The sequence below is a fragment of the Ramlibacter sp. genome (assembly GCF_035548915.1).
Taxonomy (GTDB): Bacteria; Pseudomonadota; Gammaproteobacteria; order Burkholderiales; family Burkholderiaceae_C; genus Ramlibacter.
This window is the reverse complement of sequence record NZ_DASZSE010000037.1, coordinates 80,265-97,924: the sequence shown is the minus strand read 5'-3', so window position 1 is coordinate 97,924 and position 17,660 is coordinate 80,265. Positions and strand designations below refer to the sequence as shown.

Here is a 17,660-nt window from a genome sequence, read left to right as displayed (position 1 = left end):
GCATGGATGCGGTCGAGCAGAGGCCGCTGGCGCTGTCTCAAGCGGGCGCGTCGATGAGCTCCGATCGCATCATGAGGGCGCAGGCCCCCAGAAGTGGCAGCGCGCAGAAGCACCACTTGTCGATCTCTGTGAACAGGAAGGCGGCGAGACCGCACCCCGCGGCGAACAGCACAACGTTCGACGTCATCGTCTTCAGACGTGCGCGGATGGCTGCGGGCCTTTCCGGAGGATCGCCATGAAGCATGTCGCCCAGATCGAGCATGATCTGCGTCGTCGAGACGGTCATCACGGTCGAGGGCGGTGTGTGAGACAGATGAATTCGATGTGCGGCGTTCTGCACGGCCATCGCGGTCACAAGGATCATCCCGAGGGCAAGCGCAACCCCGGTATCGGTGTTTTCAAACGGCCCCGCCCAAGCCGCGATGCCCGCTGCCACGATCAGCAATGCGAGCTGCAGTGTGAGCATGCTGCGCAGTTCCGGCCTTTTCGCCGCTCGCCAGCGCAAGCCCATGAGCCTCACGAGGAGCACGGTCAGGCAGAAAGTCGGCAGGGCAAGAATCTTCGCGAGCGTGCCACCGCTGCCGAGGACCCATGCGGAGCCGAGAGTCACGAAGTTCCCGGTGACGTGGGACGTGAACAGCCCGCCGAGGGCGAGAAAGCCGCTCGTGTCCGCGTAGCCTGCCATCAGGCTGAGAATTCCGGGCAGTGAGAGTCGCATGAGCGGATTCCTCCGGATCGATTTCGCCGTGCCGATGCCGCTTGCCCATGCGGGGCGGCACATGCTGCCGGGTCCGCCGGCACTCTTCGAGTCTTTACGTAGGCACAACATGCGCTACACATTCGCAGCCGCACGAGCCCGTAACGTACGCGCATGATCCATGCCCCATGCGCGCGCCGCGCCGCGCTCTGCGTGCTCATAGTAACGATTGGCGTCGGTGCCTTGGCGCAAGGCTTTCCCGGCGGCGGCGCGGGCCGGGGCGAAGGCCGCATGCACGGTGGCAATCGGCAATCGCAGCGAAGCGATGCTTCTGCGATGCCGCGCGAAATCGAGTTGCAGCCGCACGCCCTGGTGCTGTTCGCCGTCGCGCTGGAGCGCGACGCCGCATCGATAGCGAGCACCCCCGCCGCCGCATCGGCATTGCGGGACTTCATCCGCGACTTGAAGGACTTCGCCGCGCTCGACGACCGCCATGTGCGCGAGCGCATCGGCTGGGCGCACGCCACCGTGCACGCGAGCGTCGACCTGCAGCGCGACCTCGATGAGGACCGCGAAGCCGCCGGGGAGGTGGCCGCGGCGGCGGGCGACTTGCTCTCGCGCTGGAAGGCGTTGGACGAGCAGCTCGACGACGCGCAGCGCACGCGCGTGCAGTCGCTCTACGGCGCGGCACTGATGGATGCAGCCAAGCTCGCTTCGCAGCGAGCCGCGCCTCGCTGAGCACCGGGAAGACGTCAACGTTCGTGAGGCTGGGCGATCGCACGCTCGGGCGGCGCCATGAACGACGGCGCGATCGGCTCGCCGATGCAGCGCCTGAGGATCGCATCGATGTCGCGCAGGGTGGCGGTGTCGATGTGCCAGCCGGCGACGTCGCCGATCGCGTCGAGCTGCTCGGGACTGCGGGCGCCCCACAGCGCGATCGTGGGCCCTTGGTCGAGCACCCAGCGCACCGCGAGCGCGAGCACGGACTTGTCGAAGCGCTCGCGCGCGAGCCGTGACAATTCGTCCACGGCGGCCAGGTAGTGCCTGAATCGTGCGCCGTTGAATTTCGGATCGATCTTTCGCAAGTCGTCGCCGCGGAAGGTCGTATGGATGTCCATGCGCCCGCTCAGCAAGCCCCGGCACAACGCGCCATAGCACAGCACCGAGAGCCCCGTGCGGCTCGCATAAGGCAGCACGCCGTCTTCCATCTCGCGCTCGAACAGGTTGTACGGCGGTTGCACGGCGTCGAGTTCGGCCGCCGCGCGGAAAACGCTCATCTGCGCCGGCGAGAAGTTGCTGACGCCGATCGCGCCGAGCTTGCCTTGCGTGCGCAGCATTTCCAGCGCGGTCGCGGTCTCCTCGAGCGGCGTTTGCGAGTCGGGCCAATGCACCTGGTACAGGTCGATGTGATCGGTGCCCAGGCGGCGCAGGGAGTCCTCGACTTCGGCACGGATGCGCGTTGCGCGCGAATCGCGGAACACCTGGCCGCCTCGCCATGCGAGGCCGCCCTTCGTTGCGATGCGCACGCGGCTGCGCAGCGGGCCGGCCAGCGCCTTGCCGACGATCTCCTCGGAGCGGCCGAAGCCGTACACCGGCGCAGTGTCGATGAGCGTCACGCCCGAATCCACCGCGCGGCGAATGGTGGCGATGGCTTGCGCTTCATCCGTGCCGCCCCACATCCAGCCGCCGATGGCCCAGGTGCCCAGCGCGATGCGCGAGACTTCGATGCCCGATGCGCCGATCGTGGTCGTTTCCATGTTTCAACCTTTCGTGATGGAATGAATCCACGATACGCGGCGCTGCGTACCCCGCGCTGACCGGTGCATGACGATTCCGTCATTCGCGCATACCCAGGAGAGCCCTGCTGGCGCGCGCATGACACGATTGAAATGTCCGGGTCATCCACGGGGCCGCCGATCGGGCCATACTTGCGAGAACGACGCCATCTCCCCATGCGCATCCTCATCGTCGAAGACGAACCCAAGACCGCCGCCTACGTCCGCAAGGGCCTCACGGAGCAGGGCTACGTCGTGGACGTGGCGAGCGACGGCTTCGACGGCCTGCATCTCGCGACCACCAGCAACTACGACCTCGTGCTGCTCGACGTGATGCTGCCCGGCCTGAACGGCTGGGAACTGCTCGAGGGCCTGCGCGAGCGGCAGGCCACGCCGGTGCTGTTCCTGAGCGCGCGCGACGAGGTGGAAGACCGCGTCAAGGGGCTGAAGCTCGGTGCGGACGACTACCTCGTGAAGCCCTTTGCGTTTTCCGAATTGCTCGCGCGCGTGCAGAACATCCTGCGCCGCGCGCCGCAGCAGCGCGAGCAGCCGCTGCGCTTCGCCGACCTCGAGGTCGACCCCTTGCGGCGGCGGGTGTCCCGCGCCGGCGACCGCATCGACCTCACGGGCAAGGAGTATGCGCTGCTCAACTACTTCATGCGCCACGCGGGCGAGATTTGCTCGCGCACGCTGATCGCCGAGAACGTGTGGGACATGAATTTCGACAGCGATACGAACGTCGTCGACGTGGCCGTGCGGCGCCTGCGCTCGAAGATCGACGATCCGTATGCGCAGAAGCTGATCCACACCATTCGCGGCGTCGGCTACGTGTTCGACGTCCGCTCGCCGTGAAGCAGGCTGCCGCCCGCGCGCTCGGCGCCGTGCGCCATTCGCTCACCGCGCAGATCAGCCTGGCCGTCGCGCTGGTGTCGGTGCTGATGATCCTGTTCTTCGGCACGATGGTGGACCGCTTCCTCGCGCGCGAGCTGCGCGAGCGCAACGAGCTGCTGCTGTCGACGAACATGCTCTTCATCCGCGACGAGCTTGCGGCGGCCGGCGACGCCGCGGACGTGCAGCGGATCGTCGATATCGCGACCCGGCGCACGCCGTGGCTGCATGCGGTGGCCGTCGACGACGCCGGCCGTGTCGTCGCGCAGTCCAAGGGCGTGGCGATTCCGCTGTCGGCGATTCCCCCCGGCGCGGCCAGCGAGATATGGCAAGCGGCGGATGGAACGCGCTACCGCGTCATCGGCCTGCGGATCGCGCCGCTGCGTGTCGGCCTGGCGGTCGAGACCACGCCCACGCGCGAATTGCGATCGCGCAACTGGGCCAACCTGCAGATCGCCCTGTGGGCCGCCGCCGTGCTGGCGAGCCTCTTTGGCGTCTGGATCGCGCGGCAGATCCTCACGGACGTGCGGCGCTTCGGTGCCACCGCGAGCCGCATCAATGCGCTCGAGTTGCGCGAGCGCCTGGACCTGGGAAGCGTCCCCACGGAACTGGTCGAATCGGCTGTCGCCTTCAACCGGATGCTGGATCGCCTGGAGGCCGGCTTCGACCGCCTCGCGCAGTTCTCGTCCGAGCTCGCGCACGACTTGCGCACCCCGATCGGCAACCTCATGGGCGAGGCGCAGGTCGCCCTCTCCCGCTCGCGCAGCGCCGACGAATACCGCGCGGTGATCGAATCCTCGGTCGAGGAGTACGAGCGGCTCTCGCGTATGATCGGCAACATGTTGTTCCTGGCGCGCGCGGACAACAATCCGGCGGCGATCGAGTTGCGGTGGATCGATCTCGACGCGGCGCTGGAGCGCGTGATCGGCTACTTCGAATTGCTGGCCGAAGAGCGCGGCGTGTCGCTTCGCCTCGAGGTGCGCGCACCGGCGGGCGCCGGGCATCGCGCGTGGGCCGACGAGACGATGCTCGTGCGCGCCGTGAGCAACCTGGTCTCGAACGCGCTGCACTACGCGCCACGCGAGACGGTCGTGCTGATCTCCGCGGCCGTCGACGCGCAAGGCGCCTGCGCGCTGCATGTGCAAAACGAGGGCCCTGCGATCGCGCCCGGGCACCACGCGCTCATCTTCGAACGCTTCTATCGCGTCGACGCCTCGCGCCAGGGCTCGGCGTCGGGATCGGGGCTCGGCCTGGCGATCGTGCGTTCGATCATGGACATGCACGCAGGCCGCGCTTGCGTCGAAAGCGCGCCGGGACGGCCTACGGTGTTCACGCTCGAGTTTCCGGCTGCGCCTCGCGCGCGTGCATGACGCGATCGTCATGCGCACCGACTCACGGGCCCGAAACCGCCGCGACGCGCTCGAGGATTCCGTGGATCTCGCAGTGGTGGCTCACGTGGTAGCCGCGGCCGCCCAGGATGCGCAATCCGGGCGCCGCGGGGGTGCTTGCCGTGCGGACCACGACGTCGAACAGGTCGCCGCTGCGAATCGAGCGCAAGGCCGCGCGGAGCAGCCGATGGCGGTGCTCGCGGCGGATGCGGGCAAATACCAGCGCAAGCTCGAGCTGGCCTGCGGCCGGAAGGCCGAGCATCGCGGCTGCCTCCCTGCAGAGCGTCGCCATGCCGTTCGCCAGATCCACCGACCAGAAGCCCAGGCAGGCGCGTTGCGCTTCGCGGCCGATCATCGACTTTCCCTTGTGTGCCGCAATACTTCTTGCGCGCCGATCTTCGTCGGGCGCGGGCGCGCGCGCAAATGAATTCAGCGCATCGCCCCCATGCCCAAATCGAATGGCACACCGCCAATGTCGATCCATACTCGTCCCATGAGTGCACTAGGAGGTGTCGACCTGCGGCGCTTGCGCATGTTCGTACGCGTGGTCGACGAGGGCGGCTTCTCGTCTGCCGCCAAGGCGATGTTCAGCACGCAGTCCACCGTCAGCAAATCCGTGCAGCAGCTCGAACGCGGGCTGGGCGTGACCCTGCTCGATCGCAGCGGGCCGGGGGTGCTGCTCACGGATGCGGGTACGTTCGTCTACGAACATGCGCGGAAGATCCTCGCGGAAGTGGCGGAGCTCTTCGATGGCGTCGACGAGATTCGCGCAGTGCGGCAAGGGACGCTCAGGATCGGCCTTCCGCGCATGGGCATGAACGCGCTGTTCGCGAAACGCTACGCCGCGTTCCGCGAGCTCCATCCCCTGGTCGAGCTGGATATCGTGTCGTTCTCCGTCTGCGAGCTGCTCGCGAAGCTGCGCGCGGGCGAGCTGGACGTCGCCGTCACGATCGCGCCGCTGCCGGGCGACTTCGAGAGCCGGTCGATCCTGTCGTCGCCGACCACGGTTCTGATGCCTGAATCTCATCGCATGGCCGCGAGGCAGGTGGTGGCGATGAGGGACCTCGCCGGTTCGCCGCTGGTCCTGTTCGAGGAGGGGACGCCGATCGAGGAAGCGATCTTCGAAGGCCTCGAACGCTGGGGTGCAAAGCCGGTGGTCGCCTGGCGCACGAGCCAGATCGACCTGTTGTACGGACTGGTCGCGACCGGCGTGGGCGTCGCTTTCGTTCCGAGCGCTGTGGCACGCACGCGCAAGCACCCGGAAGTTCACACCGCCTCGTTGGCTTGCAAGGATATCCGCTGGGACTTCGTGCATGCATGGCGGCGCGGGGCTTACCTGTCGCATTCGGCGCGCGCGTGGCTCGCGTTGCCGGATTCGCCTGCGCCCATCAATTGACAGCGTTGACGAAAACGAGCGCGAATGTCCGGCATTCCAGCGCTCACAGTTCGATCAGGACAAAGAAGGCGGCCCGCGTGGACGCGCGCGAGCTCAGACATCGCTGGTCCGCGGGGCCGCGAGAGTGCCTTCGGGTGCTTCATCCTCGAAGCCGGGCGCGATCGCGAGTATCCGATCTGGCCAACGAAAGGAACTGCCCCGGGGTCACACCGCAGACGACCTTGAAGTGCCGCGACAAGTGGCTCTGGTCGTAGAACCCCGCTTCGCTCGCCGCGCATGCGGGCGGGACACCCCGCCGCATCAACTCTTGCGCGCGCTCGACCCGCCTGCGGCAAATGTAGCGGTGCGGCGAAACGCCCACCTGTTGACGGAACACCGTCGCAAAGCGCCACACGCTCAAGCCCGCGAGCTGCGCAAGCTCCGAAAGCATCAACGGCCGGCTCAGGTTCTGGTCGATGTAGTCACGCGCTCGTTGCACGGCAGCAGCCGAGCGCGCGCGTGGCATGGGTAGGGCAGCCTGGCACATGCCGAGAGCTTAGGATGAGCCCGCAGCCGTTTGCACGCGCATTGAGCCCGCGCGCCAGCAGCAAATGTCGAATCGCGGGTGCGCGCAGCAAAAGCTGCTGCGCCGCCCGTGTGCAGGCTATTGCGCGCTGATTGGGGCTATTGCGCGCCCTGCATGAGGCGCTCGATGGGGTAGTAGTTCTTCACGAACGGCGTCTTGATCACGATGTAGCTGAAATACTTCTCGATGCCGATGTTGCGCTCGAGCAGCCCCTCGATGATTTCCTGATAGTGGTTCACGCCGCGCGTGACGAACTTCAGCAGGTAGTCGTAGCCACCGGACACGAGGTGACATTCGACGATTTCGTCCACCGGCCGGATGTTCGTCTCGAACAGCACGAAGTCTTCGCGCTTGTGGTCCTGCAAGGTCACTTCGGTGAACACGATGAGTGTGTCGCCGAGTTTTTCCAGCCGGATCTGCGCGCCGTAGCCCGCGATGTAGCCCGCCTGCTCGAGCCGCTTCACGCGCACGAGGCAAGGGCTCGGCGACAAGCCCACGGCATCGGCGATCTCGACATTCGTCGCGCGTCCGTTCTTCTGCAGGTGACAAAGGATGCGCAGGTCGAGCCGATCGAGCTTCGGGGTGCCGGTGGCGGTGTTCATCGTCGACCCGTTCTAGGGAAGTTATGTGCCCGAGTCAAGTCCAGCGTCGCATCTGCTAGGCTCAGTAGCCGCGGGAGCGGTCCACAAGACCCTGCATCGGCAACCCTTCATGATAGCGGCGCAGGTTGTCCAGGAGCGCTGCGGCCGCCGTCTCGTCCTGCGTTTCGCTCGCCACGTGGGGAGTGAGCCAGATGCGTGGATGCTCCCAGAAGGCGTGGCCGCGCGGCAGCGGCTCAGGTTCGCAAACATCCAGGATCGCGGCGCAGAGGTGCCCCGCATCGAGCGCGGCCAGCAGGTCGGCTTCCACCAGGTGACCGCCGCGCGCCGCGTTGACTACCGAAGCCCCCGCGGGCAATGCGTCGAAAACGTTCGTGTTCAGGATGGCGCGCGTCTCGCCGGTGAGCGGCAGCAGGCACACGAGGATGTCGGTTCGCGCGATGAACTCGGCGAGCTCGGCCTCGCCCGCATAGCAGCGCACGCCGGGCTCTTCGCGTCGCGAGCGATTCCAGCCGGCGCAGTCGAACCCGAGCGTGCGCAATTGCGCGAGCGCCGCGCAGCCGAGCTGGCCCATGCCCATCACGCCGACGCGCCTCGTCGACGCCGGCTGCACCGAGTGTTGCTTCCACTCGCCGCGCCGCTGCTGCCCCAGGTAGAGCGGCGCTCCACGGTGCAGCGACAGCACCGCCCATGCGACGTATTCCGCCATGCAGGCCACCAGCCCGGGCTCCACCATGCGCACCACACGAACTTCGGCCGGTAGCGCGGACAGGTCGAACTGATCGACCCCGGCGCCCACCGAGAAAAGCACTTCGAGGTTGGGGAAGGTCTGCGCCAAGTCCTCGGGCGCCTGCCACGTGGCGAGAAAGCGCACCTCGCGCGCATCGCCGACGTCGGGCCATGTGCGAAACGGCAGTTGCGGCATGCGGCGCGCGAAGGCGTCCGACCAGACGGCCCCGCGGCGGGCCGCGCCCTTGTACACGAAGGCCATATTCAGCCGAGCGCCTGCGTGACGAGCGCCCAGCCGCCTTGCCGGGGTCCACGCTCGAGCGTGCCACCGCGCACCATGGTCGTCGCGCTGGCCACCCGCGGCAGGCCTTGCGCTTCGAGCCATTCCGGCAGGCCGCTCGCCGCATCGACGTCGATCCTCAGGAACTTGCCCGCGTAGCGGCTGCACCAGTATGCGATGAGGGCCTTGGCACTCTCGAGGTCCGGCGCGACGACGGGGCCGATGGCGTGGCCGCGGCCGAAGCGCCGCACGGTGGCGAAGCCGGCCGTGTCGCCGTCGCTCGCGAGCACGACAGTGTCCGAGTGGGAAAGAAGCCGGCGGATCATCGCGTCGCGCGGCATGCCTCCCGCACGTGTGTCGAGCGCGATGAGCGTGTCCGCGTCGTTGCGGTTCAGGGGCCGCAGCCGCTTCCCGTCGGCGAGCGCGACCACCTGCGACTGCGAGGCCGTCCCCTGGTGCTGCCGCACTTCGCCGGTGATCTCGAACCCCATCCGCTCGTACACGCCGCGGCCTTCGGCGGTCGCATGGAGAAGAACGGTCCGGCCGCCCAGGGTCGCCATCAGGGCATGCATCAGGTGCTGGCCGAGACGCTGCCCTTGCATGCGCGGCGTCACCATGACGTGACCCACGGTGGCATGGCGCGGGCCCCACAGCCAGCGCAGCGCGGTGCCCACGAGTTCGCCGTCGCGCATCGCGACGATTCCTTCGGCGTGGCTGAAGGCAAAGCGCCAGTCCTCGATGCGAAACGGCCACTGGAATCCGTGCGACAGCGCCTGCGCATCCGCGATGTCGTCGGCCGTCATGCGGCGCAGGGACACGCCGTCAGGCAATGCGCGGCCCACCGCATCGTGTGCGGCCTTCGTGTCCAGGACCTGATCGGGCATGGGTGCTCCTTTGACTGTCGCCCGCAATCATCGGGGCGCCCGTGCCCGGCGGCTTGTACGAATTTGGCGCGGCCGCTTCGCATCGCCAGGACGGCACAAACCGCCTGCGCCGCCCCGCACATCCGGGGAATGCTGTGCGGCGGCGGGCCACAACCGCAACATCTGCGGCGGCGGCTGCCTAGCATTCACTCCATCATCCCACCGAGGCGACGACCATGACCTTCCGACCCAAGTACATCACCTTCGACTGCTACGGCACGTTGACCAACTTCCGCATCAACGACATGCCGGCGAAGCTCTACGGCGAGCAGCTCACCGGCGAGCGCCTGGAACGCTTCAAGAAGGATTTCACGGCATACCGCCTCGACGAGGCGATGGGGGACTGGAAGCCGTACGACCAGGTGCTGAAGGCCGCGCTGCGCCGCACCTGCAAGCGCCACGGCATCGCGTACAGCGACGAGGATGGGCAGGCGTGCTACGAGGCGGTGCCCACCTGGGGCCCGCATGCCGATGTGCCCGAAGCGCTCACGCGCGTGGGCAGGGAGATCCCGCTGGTCATCCTGTCGAATGCGATGAACGAGCAGATCCACTCGAACGTGCGCAAGCTCGAAGCGCCGTTCCACAAGGTGTACACGGCGCAGGACGCCGGTGCGTACAAGCCGCGCCTGCAGGCGTTCGAGTACATGCTCGACCAGCTCGGCTGCGCGCCGGGCGAAATCCTGCACGTGTCCTCCAGCCCGCGCTACGACCTCATGTCGGCGCACGACCTGGGCATCGTCAACAAGGTGTTCGTCAACCGCAACCACGAGCCCAAGCCCAACGCGGCGTACACGCACGTCGAAATCCGCGACATCACCGGTCTGCCCGCGCTGGTTGGACTGTGATGGAAGTGCGCTCGACACTGGGGGCCCTTGCGACGCCGTGCCTCGTGCTCGACGCCGACAGGATGGAGCGCAACGTCGCGCGCCTGAAGACGCGCCTGCGCGGCCTGGGCGTGCCGCTGCGCCCGCACCTGAAGACCGCCAAATCGGTCGAGGTGGCCCGGCGCGTGATGGAGTCGCCTTCCGGTCCCGCCACGGTGTCGACGTTGAAAGAAGCGGCGCAGTTCTTCGATGCCGGCGTTCGCGACATTCTCTATGCGGTGGGGATCGCGCCGGCCAAGCTGCAGCAGGTGGTGGACTTGCGTGCGCAAGGCGCCGACCTCACGGTCGTGCTGGACACGGTGGCGCAGGCGCAAGCCGTGGCGCAGGCATCGCGCCGGGCCGGCGCGCGCATTCCCGCGCTGATCGAAATCGACTGCGACGGCCATCGCTCCGGCGTGCTGCCCACGGATCGGGAGCGGCTGGTCGCGATCGGCCGCGCACTCGAGGACGGCGCGCAATTGCGCGGCGTGATGACGCATGCCGGGGCGAGTTACGGGGCGCGCGGCGCCCAGGCCCTGCGCGAGTGCGCGGAGATCGAACGGCGCGCTGTCGTTGACGCGGCGGCGATCCTTCGTGCGGCGGGGCTGCCTTGTCCTGTGGTGAGCGTCGGGTCCACACCCACCGCCCACAATGCCACCGACCTGACCGGCGTGACCGAAGTGCGCGCCGGCGTCTTCATGTTCTTCGACCTCGTGATGGCGGGTGTCGGCGTGTGCGATGTCGACGACATCGCCCTGTCGGTGCTCGCCACCGTGATCGGCCACCAGCGCGAGAAGGACTGGATCCTCATCGATGCGGGCTGGATGGCGATGTCGCAGGATCGCGGCACGCGCAAGCAGGCGGTGGACCAGGGCTACGGGATCGTCTGCGATCTGTCCGGTGTTCCCTATCCCGACCTGATCGTTGTGGACGCCAATCAGGAGCACGGCATCGTTGCGATGCGCACCGGCTCCGGCGCCGGGCTGCCCGACCTCGCGATCGGCGAGCGCGTGCGAATTCTGCCCAACCACGCTTGCGCGACCGGCGCGCAACATTGCGCGTATCACGTCGTGCGCGGGTCGTCGGACACGGTCGAGGCTCGGTGGCCGCGTTTCGGGGGATGGCAATGAAACTCGCTTCGTATTGGCACGAGACAGCCCCGCGCTTCGCCGGGGCCGTGCAGACGCCGCCCGACGGCCGCGCGGATGTGGTCGTCGTGGGCGGGGGTTTCACCGGCCTTTCCGCGGCCCTGGCGTTGGCGAAAAAGGGCGCGCAAGTCGTTGTGCTGGAGGCCGAGCGCGTGGGGGGCGCTGCTTCGGGCCGCAACGGCGGCCACGTGAACAACGGATTCGCCCAGGACTACGGCACGATGTGCGCGCGGCTCGGGACCGAGCGCGCGAACATGCTGTACCGCAGCTTCGACGCCGGCGTGGACACTGTCGAGCGGATCATCGGCGAGGAAGGCATCGACTGCAACTTCCGCCGCACCGGCAAGCTCAAGCTCGCGGCAAAGCCCGCGCACTACGACAAGCTCGCGCGCTCGCAGGAACTGCTGGCGCGCGAGGTCGACCCGGACACGCACATGGTGTCGAAGGCCGCGCTCTCCGATGAACTGGGTTCGGACGTCTATCACGGCGGGCTCGTGTACCGCAAGAGCGCGGGCATGCACATGGGCCAGTTCGTCCACGGGCTGGCGAGCGCAGCTGCGCGCAAGGGTGTGCGCATCCACGAGAACACAGCTTTGACCGCGCTTCGCCGCACGGCAGCGGGGCATGAAGTGCAAACACGCGGCGCGCGCATCCAGGCGCGCCAAGTCCTGCTCGCGACCGGCGCGTCGACGGTGGGTCCTCTCGCCTGGTTCCGGCGGCGCATCGTTCCGGTGGGCGCCTACATCATCGTCACGGAGCCGCTGCCTCGGGATGTCGTCGACCGCATCCTGCCGCAGCGGCGCAACGCGACGAACACGCGCAATCTCGTCAACTTCTTCCGCATCACGCCGGACAACAGGCTTCTCTTCGGCGGCCGTGCGCGGTTCGCCGCCCCCGGCCCGGCATCGGACAGGAAGAGCGGGGAAATCCTGCGCCGCGACATGGTCGCGACCTTCCCTTATCTGTCGAACGTGCGCATCGACTTTTGCTGGGGCGGCCTGGTCGACATGACCCGCGACCGCCTGCCCCGCGCCGGCGAGCGCAACGGCGTCTACTACTCCATGGGCTACAGCGGCCACGGCACGCAGATGTCGATCCTGATGGGAACGATCATGGCGGAGGTCATGGACGGCCGCGCCGACCTGAACCCGTGGAGGAACTTCGACTGGCCCGCCATTCCCGGCCACATCGGCCCGCCCTGGTTCCTGCCGCTGGTGGGCGCCTATTACCGCCTCAAGGACCGCTTCCAATGAACCTGCACGGCCAGTTCTACATCGAGGGTGCATGGCGCGACGCGCAAGGCCGCGAGACGACGGGTGTGGTCAACCCGGCAACCGGGCAGGTCATCGCCGAAGTGCATCTCGGCAACGAAGAAGATGTCGCGATCGCCGTCGCCGCTGCCCGGCGCGCGTTCGCGCAGTGGTCGCAGACAACCCCTGCCGAGCGCGCGGCCCTGCTGGATCGTCTTCACCGCATCGTGCTCGAGCGGCGCGAACAGCTCGCCCAGGCGATGGCCTGCGAGATGGGAGCTGCCATCAGCCACGCCCGAAGCGCGCACGTGGGTTTCGCCGCTGAACATATCCGCGTGGCACGGGACAACGCCGCTGCCTACCCCTTCACTGTGCTGCGGGGGACCACGGCCATCGTGCGCGAGCCCATCGGCGTTTGCGCGCTCATCACGCCCTGGAACTGGCCGCTCTACCAGATCACCGCGAAGGTCGCGCCCGCATTGGCCGCCGGCTGCACGGTGGTGCTCAAGCCGAGCGAACTGTCGCCGTTGACGGCGCTCCTGTTCGCACAGGCGGTGCACGACGCGGGGTGCCCGCCCGGTGTCTTCAACCTCGTCAACGGCACGGGCCCCGTCGTGGGCACTGCGCTCGCGGAGCATCCCGACGTCGACATGATCTCCATCACGGGCTCGACGCGTGCGGGGGTGCTCGTCGCGCAGGCGGCGGCGCCGACAGTGAAGCGCGTGGCGCAGGAGCTGGGCGGCAAATCGCCCAACGTGCTCTTGCCCGATGCGGATTTCGCACGCGTGGTGCCGCTGGGCGTCGCAGCGGCGATGCGCAATGTCGGCCAGTCCTGCAGCGCGCCCACGCGCATGATCGTCCCGCGCTCGCGCCTGCGCGAAGTCGAAAGCCTCGCCGCGGCAGCCGTGGCCGAATTCGTCGTCGGCGATCCGCTCGACGAGCGCACGACCCACGGCCCGATCGCCAACCACGCGCAGTTCGAGCGCGTGCAACACATGATCCGCGTCGGCATCGACGAAGATGCCCGGCTCGTCTGCGGCGGGCCGGGGCGGCCGGAAGGGCTCGCCACCGGCCTGTACGCACGTCCGACAGTTTTCTCGAACGTCCGCACCACGATGGCAATCGCGCAGGAAGAAATCTTCGGGCCGGTGCTCGCGATCCTGCCCTACGACACCATCGATGAAGCGGTCGCCATCGCGAACGACACGGTGTACGGCCTCGGCGCACACGTGCAAGGCGCCGACATCGAAACGATGCGCGCGGTGGCGCGGCGCATCCGCTGCGGCCAGGTGCACCTGAACCATCCCGCCTGGGACCCCAACGCCCCGTTCGGCGGGTACAAGCGCTCGGGCAACGGCCGCGAGTACGGCGTCGAGGGGATGGAGGAATACCTGGAGACGAAGGCCGTCCTGGGCTGGGGCGCCGCCTGAGGCAGCATGCCGCCGCAAGGCGTGCCGGCGCACCCCGTGAACGAAGCGGGATCCGCTGCTGCGGGGAGTGAAAGCGGCATTTCCTCGGCTGCGTGGTTCCTACACTCGTCGCATGAGCTTCATGCCGAAATTCATCAGCTTCGATTGCTACGGGACGCTCATCAACTTCGAGATGGGCCCCGCGGCGAAGCGGCTGTTCGCGGGCCGTGTGCCGGACGATCGCATGCCGGCCTTTCTGGAGAGCTTTCGCGCCTTTCGCCTCGATGAAGTCCTGGGCGCATGGAAGCCCTTCCACGAGGTCATCGAAAACGCCGTCCGTCGTGCATGCAAGGCACATGGCGTGAACTGTCGCGACTCCGACGCTCGCACGTTGTACGACGCGATCCCGGCGTTCCAGCCTCACGCGCACGTGGTCGAAGTGCTGAAGACGCTCGTGCCCCATGTGCCGCTGGTGCTGCTGTCGAATTCGATGATCGACCTCATCCCCGCCAGCGTCATCCATCTGCGCGCGCAGTTCCACGAAGTCATCACCGCCGAAGAGGCCCGCGCATACAAGCCGCGCATGCAGGCGTTCGAGCACATGTTCGATCGTCTCGGCTGCGGCCCCCGGCAGATGATGCACGTGTCGTCCAGCTTCCGGTACGACCTGATGACGGCCACCGACCTCGGGTTCATGGCGCGTGCGTTCATCGACCGCCAGCATGAACCGGCACTCGAAGGCTACGGGGTTTCGCGCATCACCGACATCCGCCAGCTGCCTGGCCTGGTGGGACTTTGATGGGCGTCACCGATCACGCTGCCCTGAGTACCGCAGCGCCCAATCTCTCTGCCGCGGAGGTGCGGGCGCTGGCGCGCGGCCTTTATGGAATCGACGGCAGCGTTCGCAGCCTCGCGGGCGAGCGCGACCAGAACTGCCGCATCGAAACGCCCGACGGCCGCCGCTACGTCCTGAAGATCAGCAACCCGCGCGAGCGTGTCGAGGTCGTGGATTTCCAGGTCGCGGCGCTCGAGCACATTGCCCAGGTCTCGCCCGATCTGCCCGTGCCGCGTGTCGTCCGTACGCTCGGAGGCGGTGCGCGTGGCACAGTCGCACTCGCCGCCGGCATGCATGCCATGGTGCGCATGCTCACGTACCTCGACGGCATCCAGATCCGGGAGACCGTGAGGACGGCGGCGCAGCGCCGCTCGATGGGCAGGGAATTGGCGCGACTGGATCGCGCGCTGCAGGGCTTCTCGCATCCCGGCGCGACAAACGACCTGCTATGGAACGTCTCGGCCGCGCACCGCCTTGCGGGGAAAATCGACGGCATCGTGAATTCCCACCGGCGCGCGTTGGCGAGGGTGTTCATGGCGCGTTTCACGGATCACGTGCTGCCCCGGCTGGACTCGTTGCGGTCCCAGGTGATCCACAACGACTATCACTTCTACAACGTCCTGGTGGCCGACGACGATCGCGAACGCATCGTCGGGATCATCGACTTCGGCGACATGCTGCATGCGCCACGGGTCGGCGAGGTCGGCACGGCGGCTGCCTTTCACATGGATGGCAACGCCGCCGACCCCTTCGAAGGTCCCGCTCAGTTCGTCGCGGCGTATCACGCTGCATTGCCCCTGAAGGAGAGTGAACAGGAAGTCGTGGCCGACCTGATGGCCACGCGCCATCTGATCACGGCGCTGATCTCGGAATGGCGATCTGCGCGCTACCCCGACAACCGGCCGTACATCATGCGCCACAACCCCGCCGCCTGGGAGGCCCTGTCGCTGATGGCGGACCTCTCTCGCGCACAGATGCGCGACCGGCTGCTTGCCGGCATCGCCACCCCAGGAGTGACCCCATGAAAAGCACCATCGACCTGAACATGGTCAACGCCTATGTCCCCGGGCGCGCCAGTGTTGCCCCGGCCACGGCGGCAATGATCGAGCGCCGCGACGCCTTGCTCGGACCTGCTTATCGCCTGATGTACGAGCGGCCGCTGCACATCGTGCGCGGGGAGGGCGCGTGGCTGTTCGATCCGGAGGGCCGCCGCTATCTCGATGCGTACAACAACGTGACTTCGCTCGGGCACTGCCATCCCCGGGTGGCCGATGCGATCTGCCGGCAGGTCCGCACGCTCGCGACGAACACGCGCTATCTGCATGACACGATCCTCGAGCTGGCCGAGCGCCTTCTCGCCACGGTCCGCGGGACCCGCCTGGCTCACCTGATGCTCACTTGCACGGGCAGCGAAGCGAACGATCTGGCCTATCGCATTGCCAAGATGCGCACCGGGGGAACCGGTGTGATCGTCACCGATACCGCTTATCACGGCACCACCGACGCGGTGTCGCAGTTCTCACCGTCGCTCGGCGTGACCGTGGACCTGGGTGCCCACGTTCGGCTGGTGCCGGCACCGCGCCTCTACCATGCCGGCGGTGTCGACCTCGGCGAACGCTTCACGCGTGACGTCGAAGCTGCGATCGCGGACCTGCGCCGACACGGCATCCGGCCGGCGGCGCTGATCGTCGATTCGCTCTTCACGAGCGACGGCATCCTGCCCGAACCCGCGGGCTTCCTCGAGGGGGCTGTGCAAGCCATCAAGCGCGCGGGCGGCCTCTTCATCGCCGACGAGGTCCAGCCTGGTTTCGGCCGTACCGGCGAGCACTTCTGGGGTTTCCAGCGGCATGGCGTCCAACCCGACATCGTCACCATGGGAAAGCCCATGGGCAATGGGCAGCCCATCGCGGGCCTCCTCGCGACGGCCGATGCGCTCGCGGAATTCGGCAAGAACTCGCGCTACTTCAACACGTTCGGCGGCAACACGCTGTCGTGCACGGCGGCGCTCGCGGTGCTCGACGCCATCGAACAGGAGGGCCTTGTGCAACACGCGCGGCCAATCGGCGAGGTTCTGCGCGAGGGGATCTCGGCCCTCGCGCGCCGGCACGCGGCGATCGGCGACGTGCGCGGTGCCGGGATGTTCGTGGGCGTCGAGCTGGTGAGCGACCGCGAGACCCGCACGGCGGATCGCGAACTCACAAGCCGCGTGGTGAACCTCATGCGCGACAAAGGCGTGTTGCTCAGTGCCTGCGCGATGGGGCACAACGTGCTCAAGATCCGTCCGCCGCTCGTGCTGTCGCCGGAGCAGGCGGGCCTCGTGATCCAGGCCCTGGACGAGTCCCTCGGGGAAGCGACGGCGGCCGCGGCGCGGTGACTTCCGCACCACGGCGCGATACCATCGTTTCCATGGGTGCCGTGGCCATCGACAAGTTCGACCTGAAGATCCTCGCGCACCTCCAGCGCGAAGGACGCTGCTCGAACGTCGAGCTGGCCGACGCGGTGGGTTTGAGTCAGAGCCCATGCCTCGCGCGGACCAAGCGGCTCAAGCAGCTTGGCGTGATACGCGGCTACGGCGCCGACATCGCGCTCGAGAAACTGGGCGGCTGCGTCATCGTGTTTTCCGAGGTGACGATCAGCAGCCATCGGCGCCACGACTTTCGCAAGTTCGAGGAAGCCGCGGCCCGCCACCCCGAGATCCTCGAGTGCTACAACGTGAGCGGCGGCTACGACTACCTCGTGAAGGTCGTGGCGCCGAGCGTTGCCCGCTTCCAGGAGCTCATGGAGCGACTGCTGGAAGACGACATCGGCATCGAGAAGTTCTCCAGCCGGATCGTGTTGCGCCAGCCGTTCGAAAACCGCGCGTACCCGCTCGGCCTGATTCGCGATGCGGCCACCTTGCGGTGACGCCGCGCAGC

19 protein-coding genes are annotated in these 17,660 nt (G+C 67.7%); 12 read left to right on the top strand and 7 right to left on the bottom strand.

Annotated features, from left to right (window positions below; all coding sequences use genetic code 11):
• Nucleotides 1–37: 37 nt before the first annotated feature.
• The gene (locus VHA82_RS13755) at nt 38–718 is read right to left on the bottom strand and encodes a YoaK family protein (protein ID WP_325544568.1); all 681 of its coding nucleotides are present in this window, start codon (nt 716–718) and stop codon (nt 38–40) included.
• 315 nt (nt 719–1,033) lie between these two features.
• Here VHA82_RS13755 and VHA82_RS13750 point away from each other — a divergent pair, with 315 nt between their 5' ends.
• Nucleotides 1,034–1,435 (top strand): hypothetical protein, encoded by a 402-nt coding sequence (locus tag VHA82_RS13750; RefSeq protein WP_325544566.1) that lies wholly within the window; start codon nt 1,034–1,036, stop codon nt 1,433–1,435.
• Between the two features lie 14 nt (nt 1,436–1,449).
• Here VHA82_RS13750 and VHA82_RS13745 read toward each other — a convergent pair whose 3' ends face one another.
• On the bottom strand, nt 1,450–2,454 hold the full coding sequence (locus VHA82_RS13745) for an aldo/keto reductase (RefSeq protein WP_325544564.1): 1,005 nt from the start codon (nt 2,452–2,454) through the stop codon (nt 1,450–1,452).
• Nucleotides 2,455–2,649: 195 nt separating this feature from the next.
• Between VHA82_RS13745 and VHA82_RS13740 the strand changes: the two genes are divergently transcribed.
• Both VHA82_RS13740 and VHA82_RS13735 read left to right on the top strand, forming a co-directional pair.
• Nucleotides 2,650–3,324 carry a heavy metal response regulator transcription factor gene (locus VHA82_RS13740; RefSeq protein WP_325544562.1) on the top strand — a complete coding sequence of 225 codons (675 nt, stop codon included), beginning with the start codon at nt 2,650–2,652 and terminating at the stop codon, nt 3,322–3,324.
• Nucleotides 3,321–4,730: a heavy metal sensor histidine kinase gene (locus VHA82_RS13735; RefSeq protein ID WP_325544560.1), complete on the top strand. Its 1,410-nt coding sequence runs from the start codon at nt 3,321–3,323 to the stop codon at nt 4,728–4,730. Before VHA82_RS13740 ends, VHA82_RS13735 begins: the two co-directional genes overlap by 4 nt.
• A 22-nt stretch (nt 4,731–4,752) precedes the next feature.
• Here the strand turns inward: VHA82_RS13735 and VHA82_RS13730 are convergent, their stop codons facing one another.
• Nucleotides 4,753–5,103 carry a hypothetical protein gene (locus VHA82_RS13730; protein WP_325544558.1) on the bottom strand — a complete coding sequence of 117 codons (351 nt, stop codon included), beginning with the start codon at nt 5,101–5,103 and terminating at the stop codon, nt 4,753–4,755.
• A 138-nt stretch (nt 5,104–5,241) separates the two neighbouring features.
• On the opposite strand from VHA82_RS13730, the gene VHA82_RS13725 reads away from it, so the two are divergent.
• A complete protein-coding gene (locus VHA82_RS13725) occupies nt 5,242–6,144 on the top strand; it encodes a LysR family transcriptional regulator (RefSeq protein WP_325544556.1) in 903 nt (300 codons plus the stop codon).
• 139 nt (nt 6,145–6,283) lie between these two features.
• Here the strand turns inward: VHA82_RS13725 and VHA82_RS13720 are convergent, their stop codons facing one another.
• From VHA82_RS13720 to VHA82_RS13705, 4 genes are all read right to left on the bottom strand, one after another.
• Nucleotides 6,284–6,649, bottom strand: coding sequence for an AraC family transcriptional regulator (locus VHA82_RS13720; protein WP_325544554.1), 366 nt, complete (start codon nt 6,647–6,649; stop codon nt 6,284–6,286).
• Between the two features lie 158 nt (nt 6,650–6,807).
• A complete protein-coding gene (locus VHA82_RS13715; RefSeq protein ID WP_325544552.1) occupies nt 6,808–7,311 on the bottom strand; it encodes an Lrp/AsnC family transcriptional regulator in 504 nt (167 codons plus the stop codon).
• A 61-nt stretch (nt 7,312–7,372) separates the two neighbouring features.
• Nucleotides 7,373–8,299: a glyoxylate/hydroxypyruvate reductase A gene (locus tag VHA82_RS13710; protein ID WP_325544550.1), complete on the bottom strand. Its 927-nt coding sequence runs from the start codon at nt 8,297–8,299 to the stop codon at nt 7,373–7,375.
• A gap of 2 nt (nt 8,300–8,301) precedes the next feature.
• Nucleotides 8,302–9,201: a GNAT family N-acetyltransferase gene (locus tag VHA82_RS13705; protein ID WP_325544548.1), complete on the bottom strand. Its 900-nt coding sequence runs from the start codon at nt 9,199–9,201 to the stop codon at nt 8,302–8,304.
• Between the two features lie 215 nt (nt 9,202–9,416).
• On the opposite strand from VHA82_RS13705, the gene VHA82_RS13700 reads away from it, so the two are divergent.
• The 8 genes from VHA82_RS13700 (at nt 9,417) to VHA82_RS13665 (ending at nt 17,649) form a co-directional block, all read left to right on the top strand.
• The gene (locus VHA82_RS13700) at nt 9,417–10,085 is read left to right on the top strand and encodes a haloacid dehalogenase type II (protein ID WP_325544546.1); all 669 of its coding nucleotides are present in this window, start codon (nt 9,417–9,419) and stop codon (nt 10,083–10,085) included.
• Nucleotides 10,085–11,233, top strand: a complete 1,149-nt coding sequence (locus tag VHA82_RS13695; protein ID WP_325544544.1) for a DSD1 family PLP-dependent enzyme — start codon at nt 10,085–10,087, stop codon at nt 11,231–11,233. The genes VHA82_RS13700 and VHA82_RS13695 overlap by 1 nt, the downstream gene beginning before the upstream one ends.
• Nucleotides 11,230–12,504 (top strand): FAD-binding oxidoreductase, encoded by a 1,275-nt coding sequence (locus VHA82_RS13690; protein ID WP_325544542.1) that lies wholly within the window; start codon nt 11,230–11,232, stop codon nt 12,502–12,504. The genes VHA82_RS13695 and VHA82_RS13690 overlap by 4 nt, the downstream gene beginning before the upstream one ends.
• The gene (locus VHA82_RS13685; protein ID WP_325544540.1) at nt 12,501–13,931 is read left to right on the top strand and encodes an aldehyde dehydrogenase family protein; all 1,431 of its coding nucleotides are present in this window, start codon (nt 12,501–12,503) and stop codon (nt 13,929–13,931) included. Before VHA82_RS13690 ends, VHA82_RS13685 begins: the two co-directional genes overlap by 4 nt.
• 112 nt (nt 13,932–14,043) lie before the next feature.
• Nucleotides 14,044–14,709 carry a haloacid dehalogenase type II gene (locus VHA82_RS13680; RefSeq protein ID WP_325544538.1) on the top strand — a complete coding sequence of 222 codons (666 nt, stop codon included), beginning with the start codon at nt 14,044–14,046 and terminating at the stop codon, nt 14,707–14,709.
• A complete protein-coding gene (locus VHA82_RS13675) occupies nt 14,709–15,770 on the top strand; it encodes a phosphotransferase (RefSeq protein WP_325544536.1) in 1,062 nt (353 codons plus the stop codon). The genes VHA82_RS13680 and VHA82_RS13675 overlap by 1 nt, the downstream gene beginning before the upstream one ends.
• Complete coding sequence (locus tag VHA82_RS13670) at nt 15,767–17,119, top strand: aspartate aminotransferase family protein (RefSeq protein ID WP_325544534.1); 1,353 nt, start codon at nt 15,767–15,769, stop codon at nt 17,117–17,119. Before VHA82_RS13675 ends, VHA82_RS13670 begins: the two co-directional genes overlap by 4 nt.
• 32 nt (nt 17,120–17,151) lie before the next feature.
• A complete protein-coding gene (locus tag VHA82_RS13665; protein ID WP_325544532.1) occupies nt 17,152–17,649 on the top strand; it encodes an Lrp/AsnC family transcriptional regulator in 498 nt (165 codons plus the stop codon).
• The last annotated feature ends 11 nt before the right edge of the window (nt 17,650–17,660 follow it).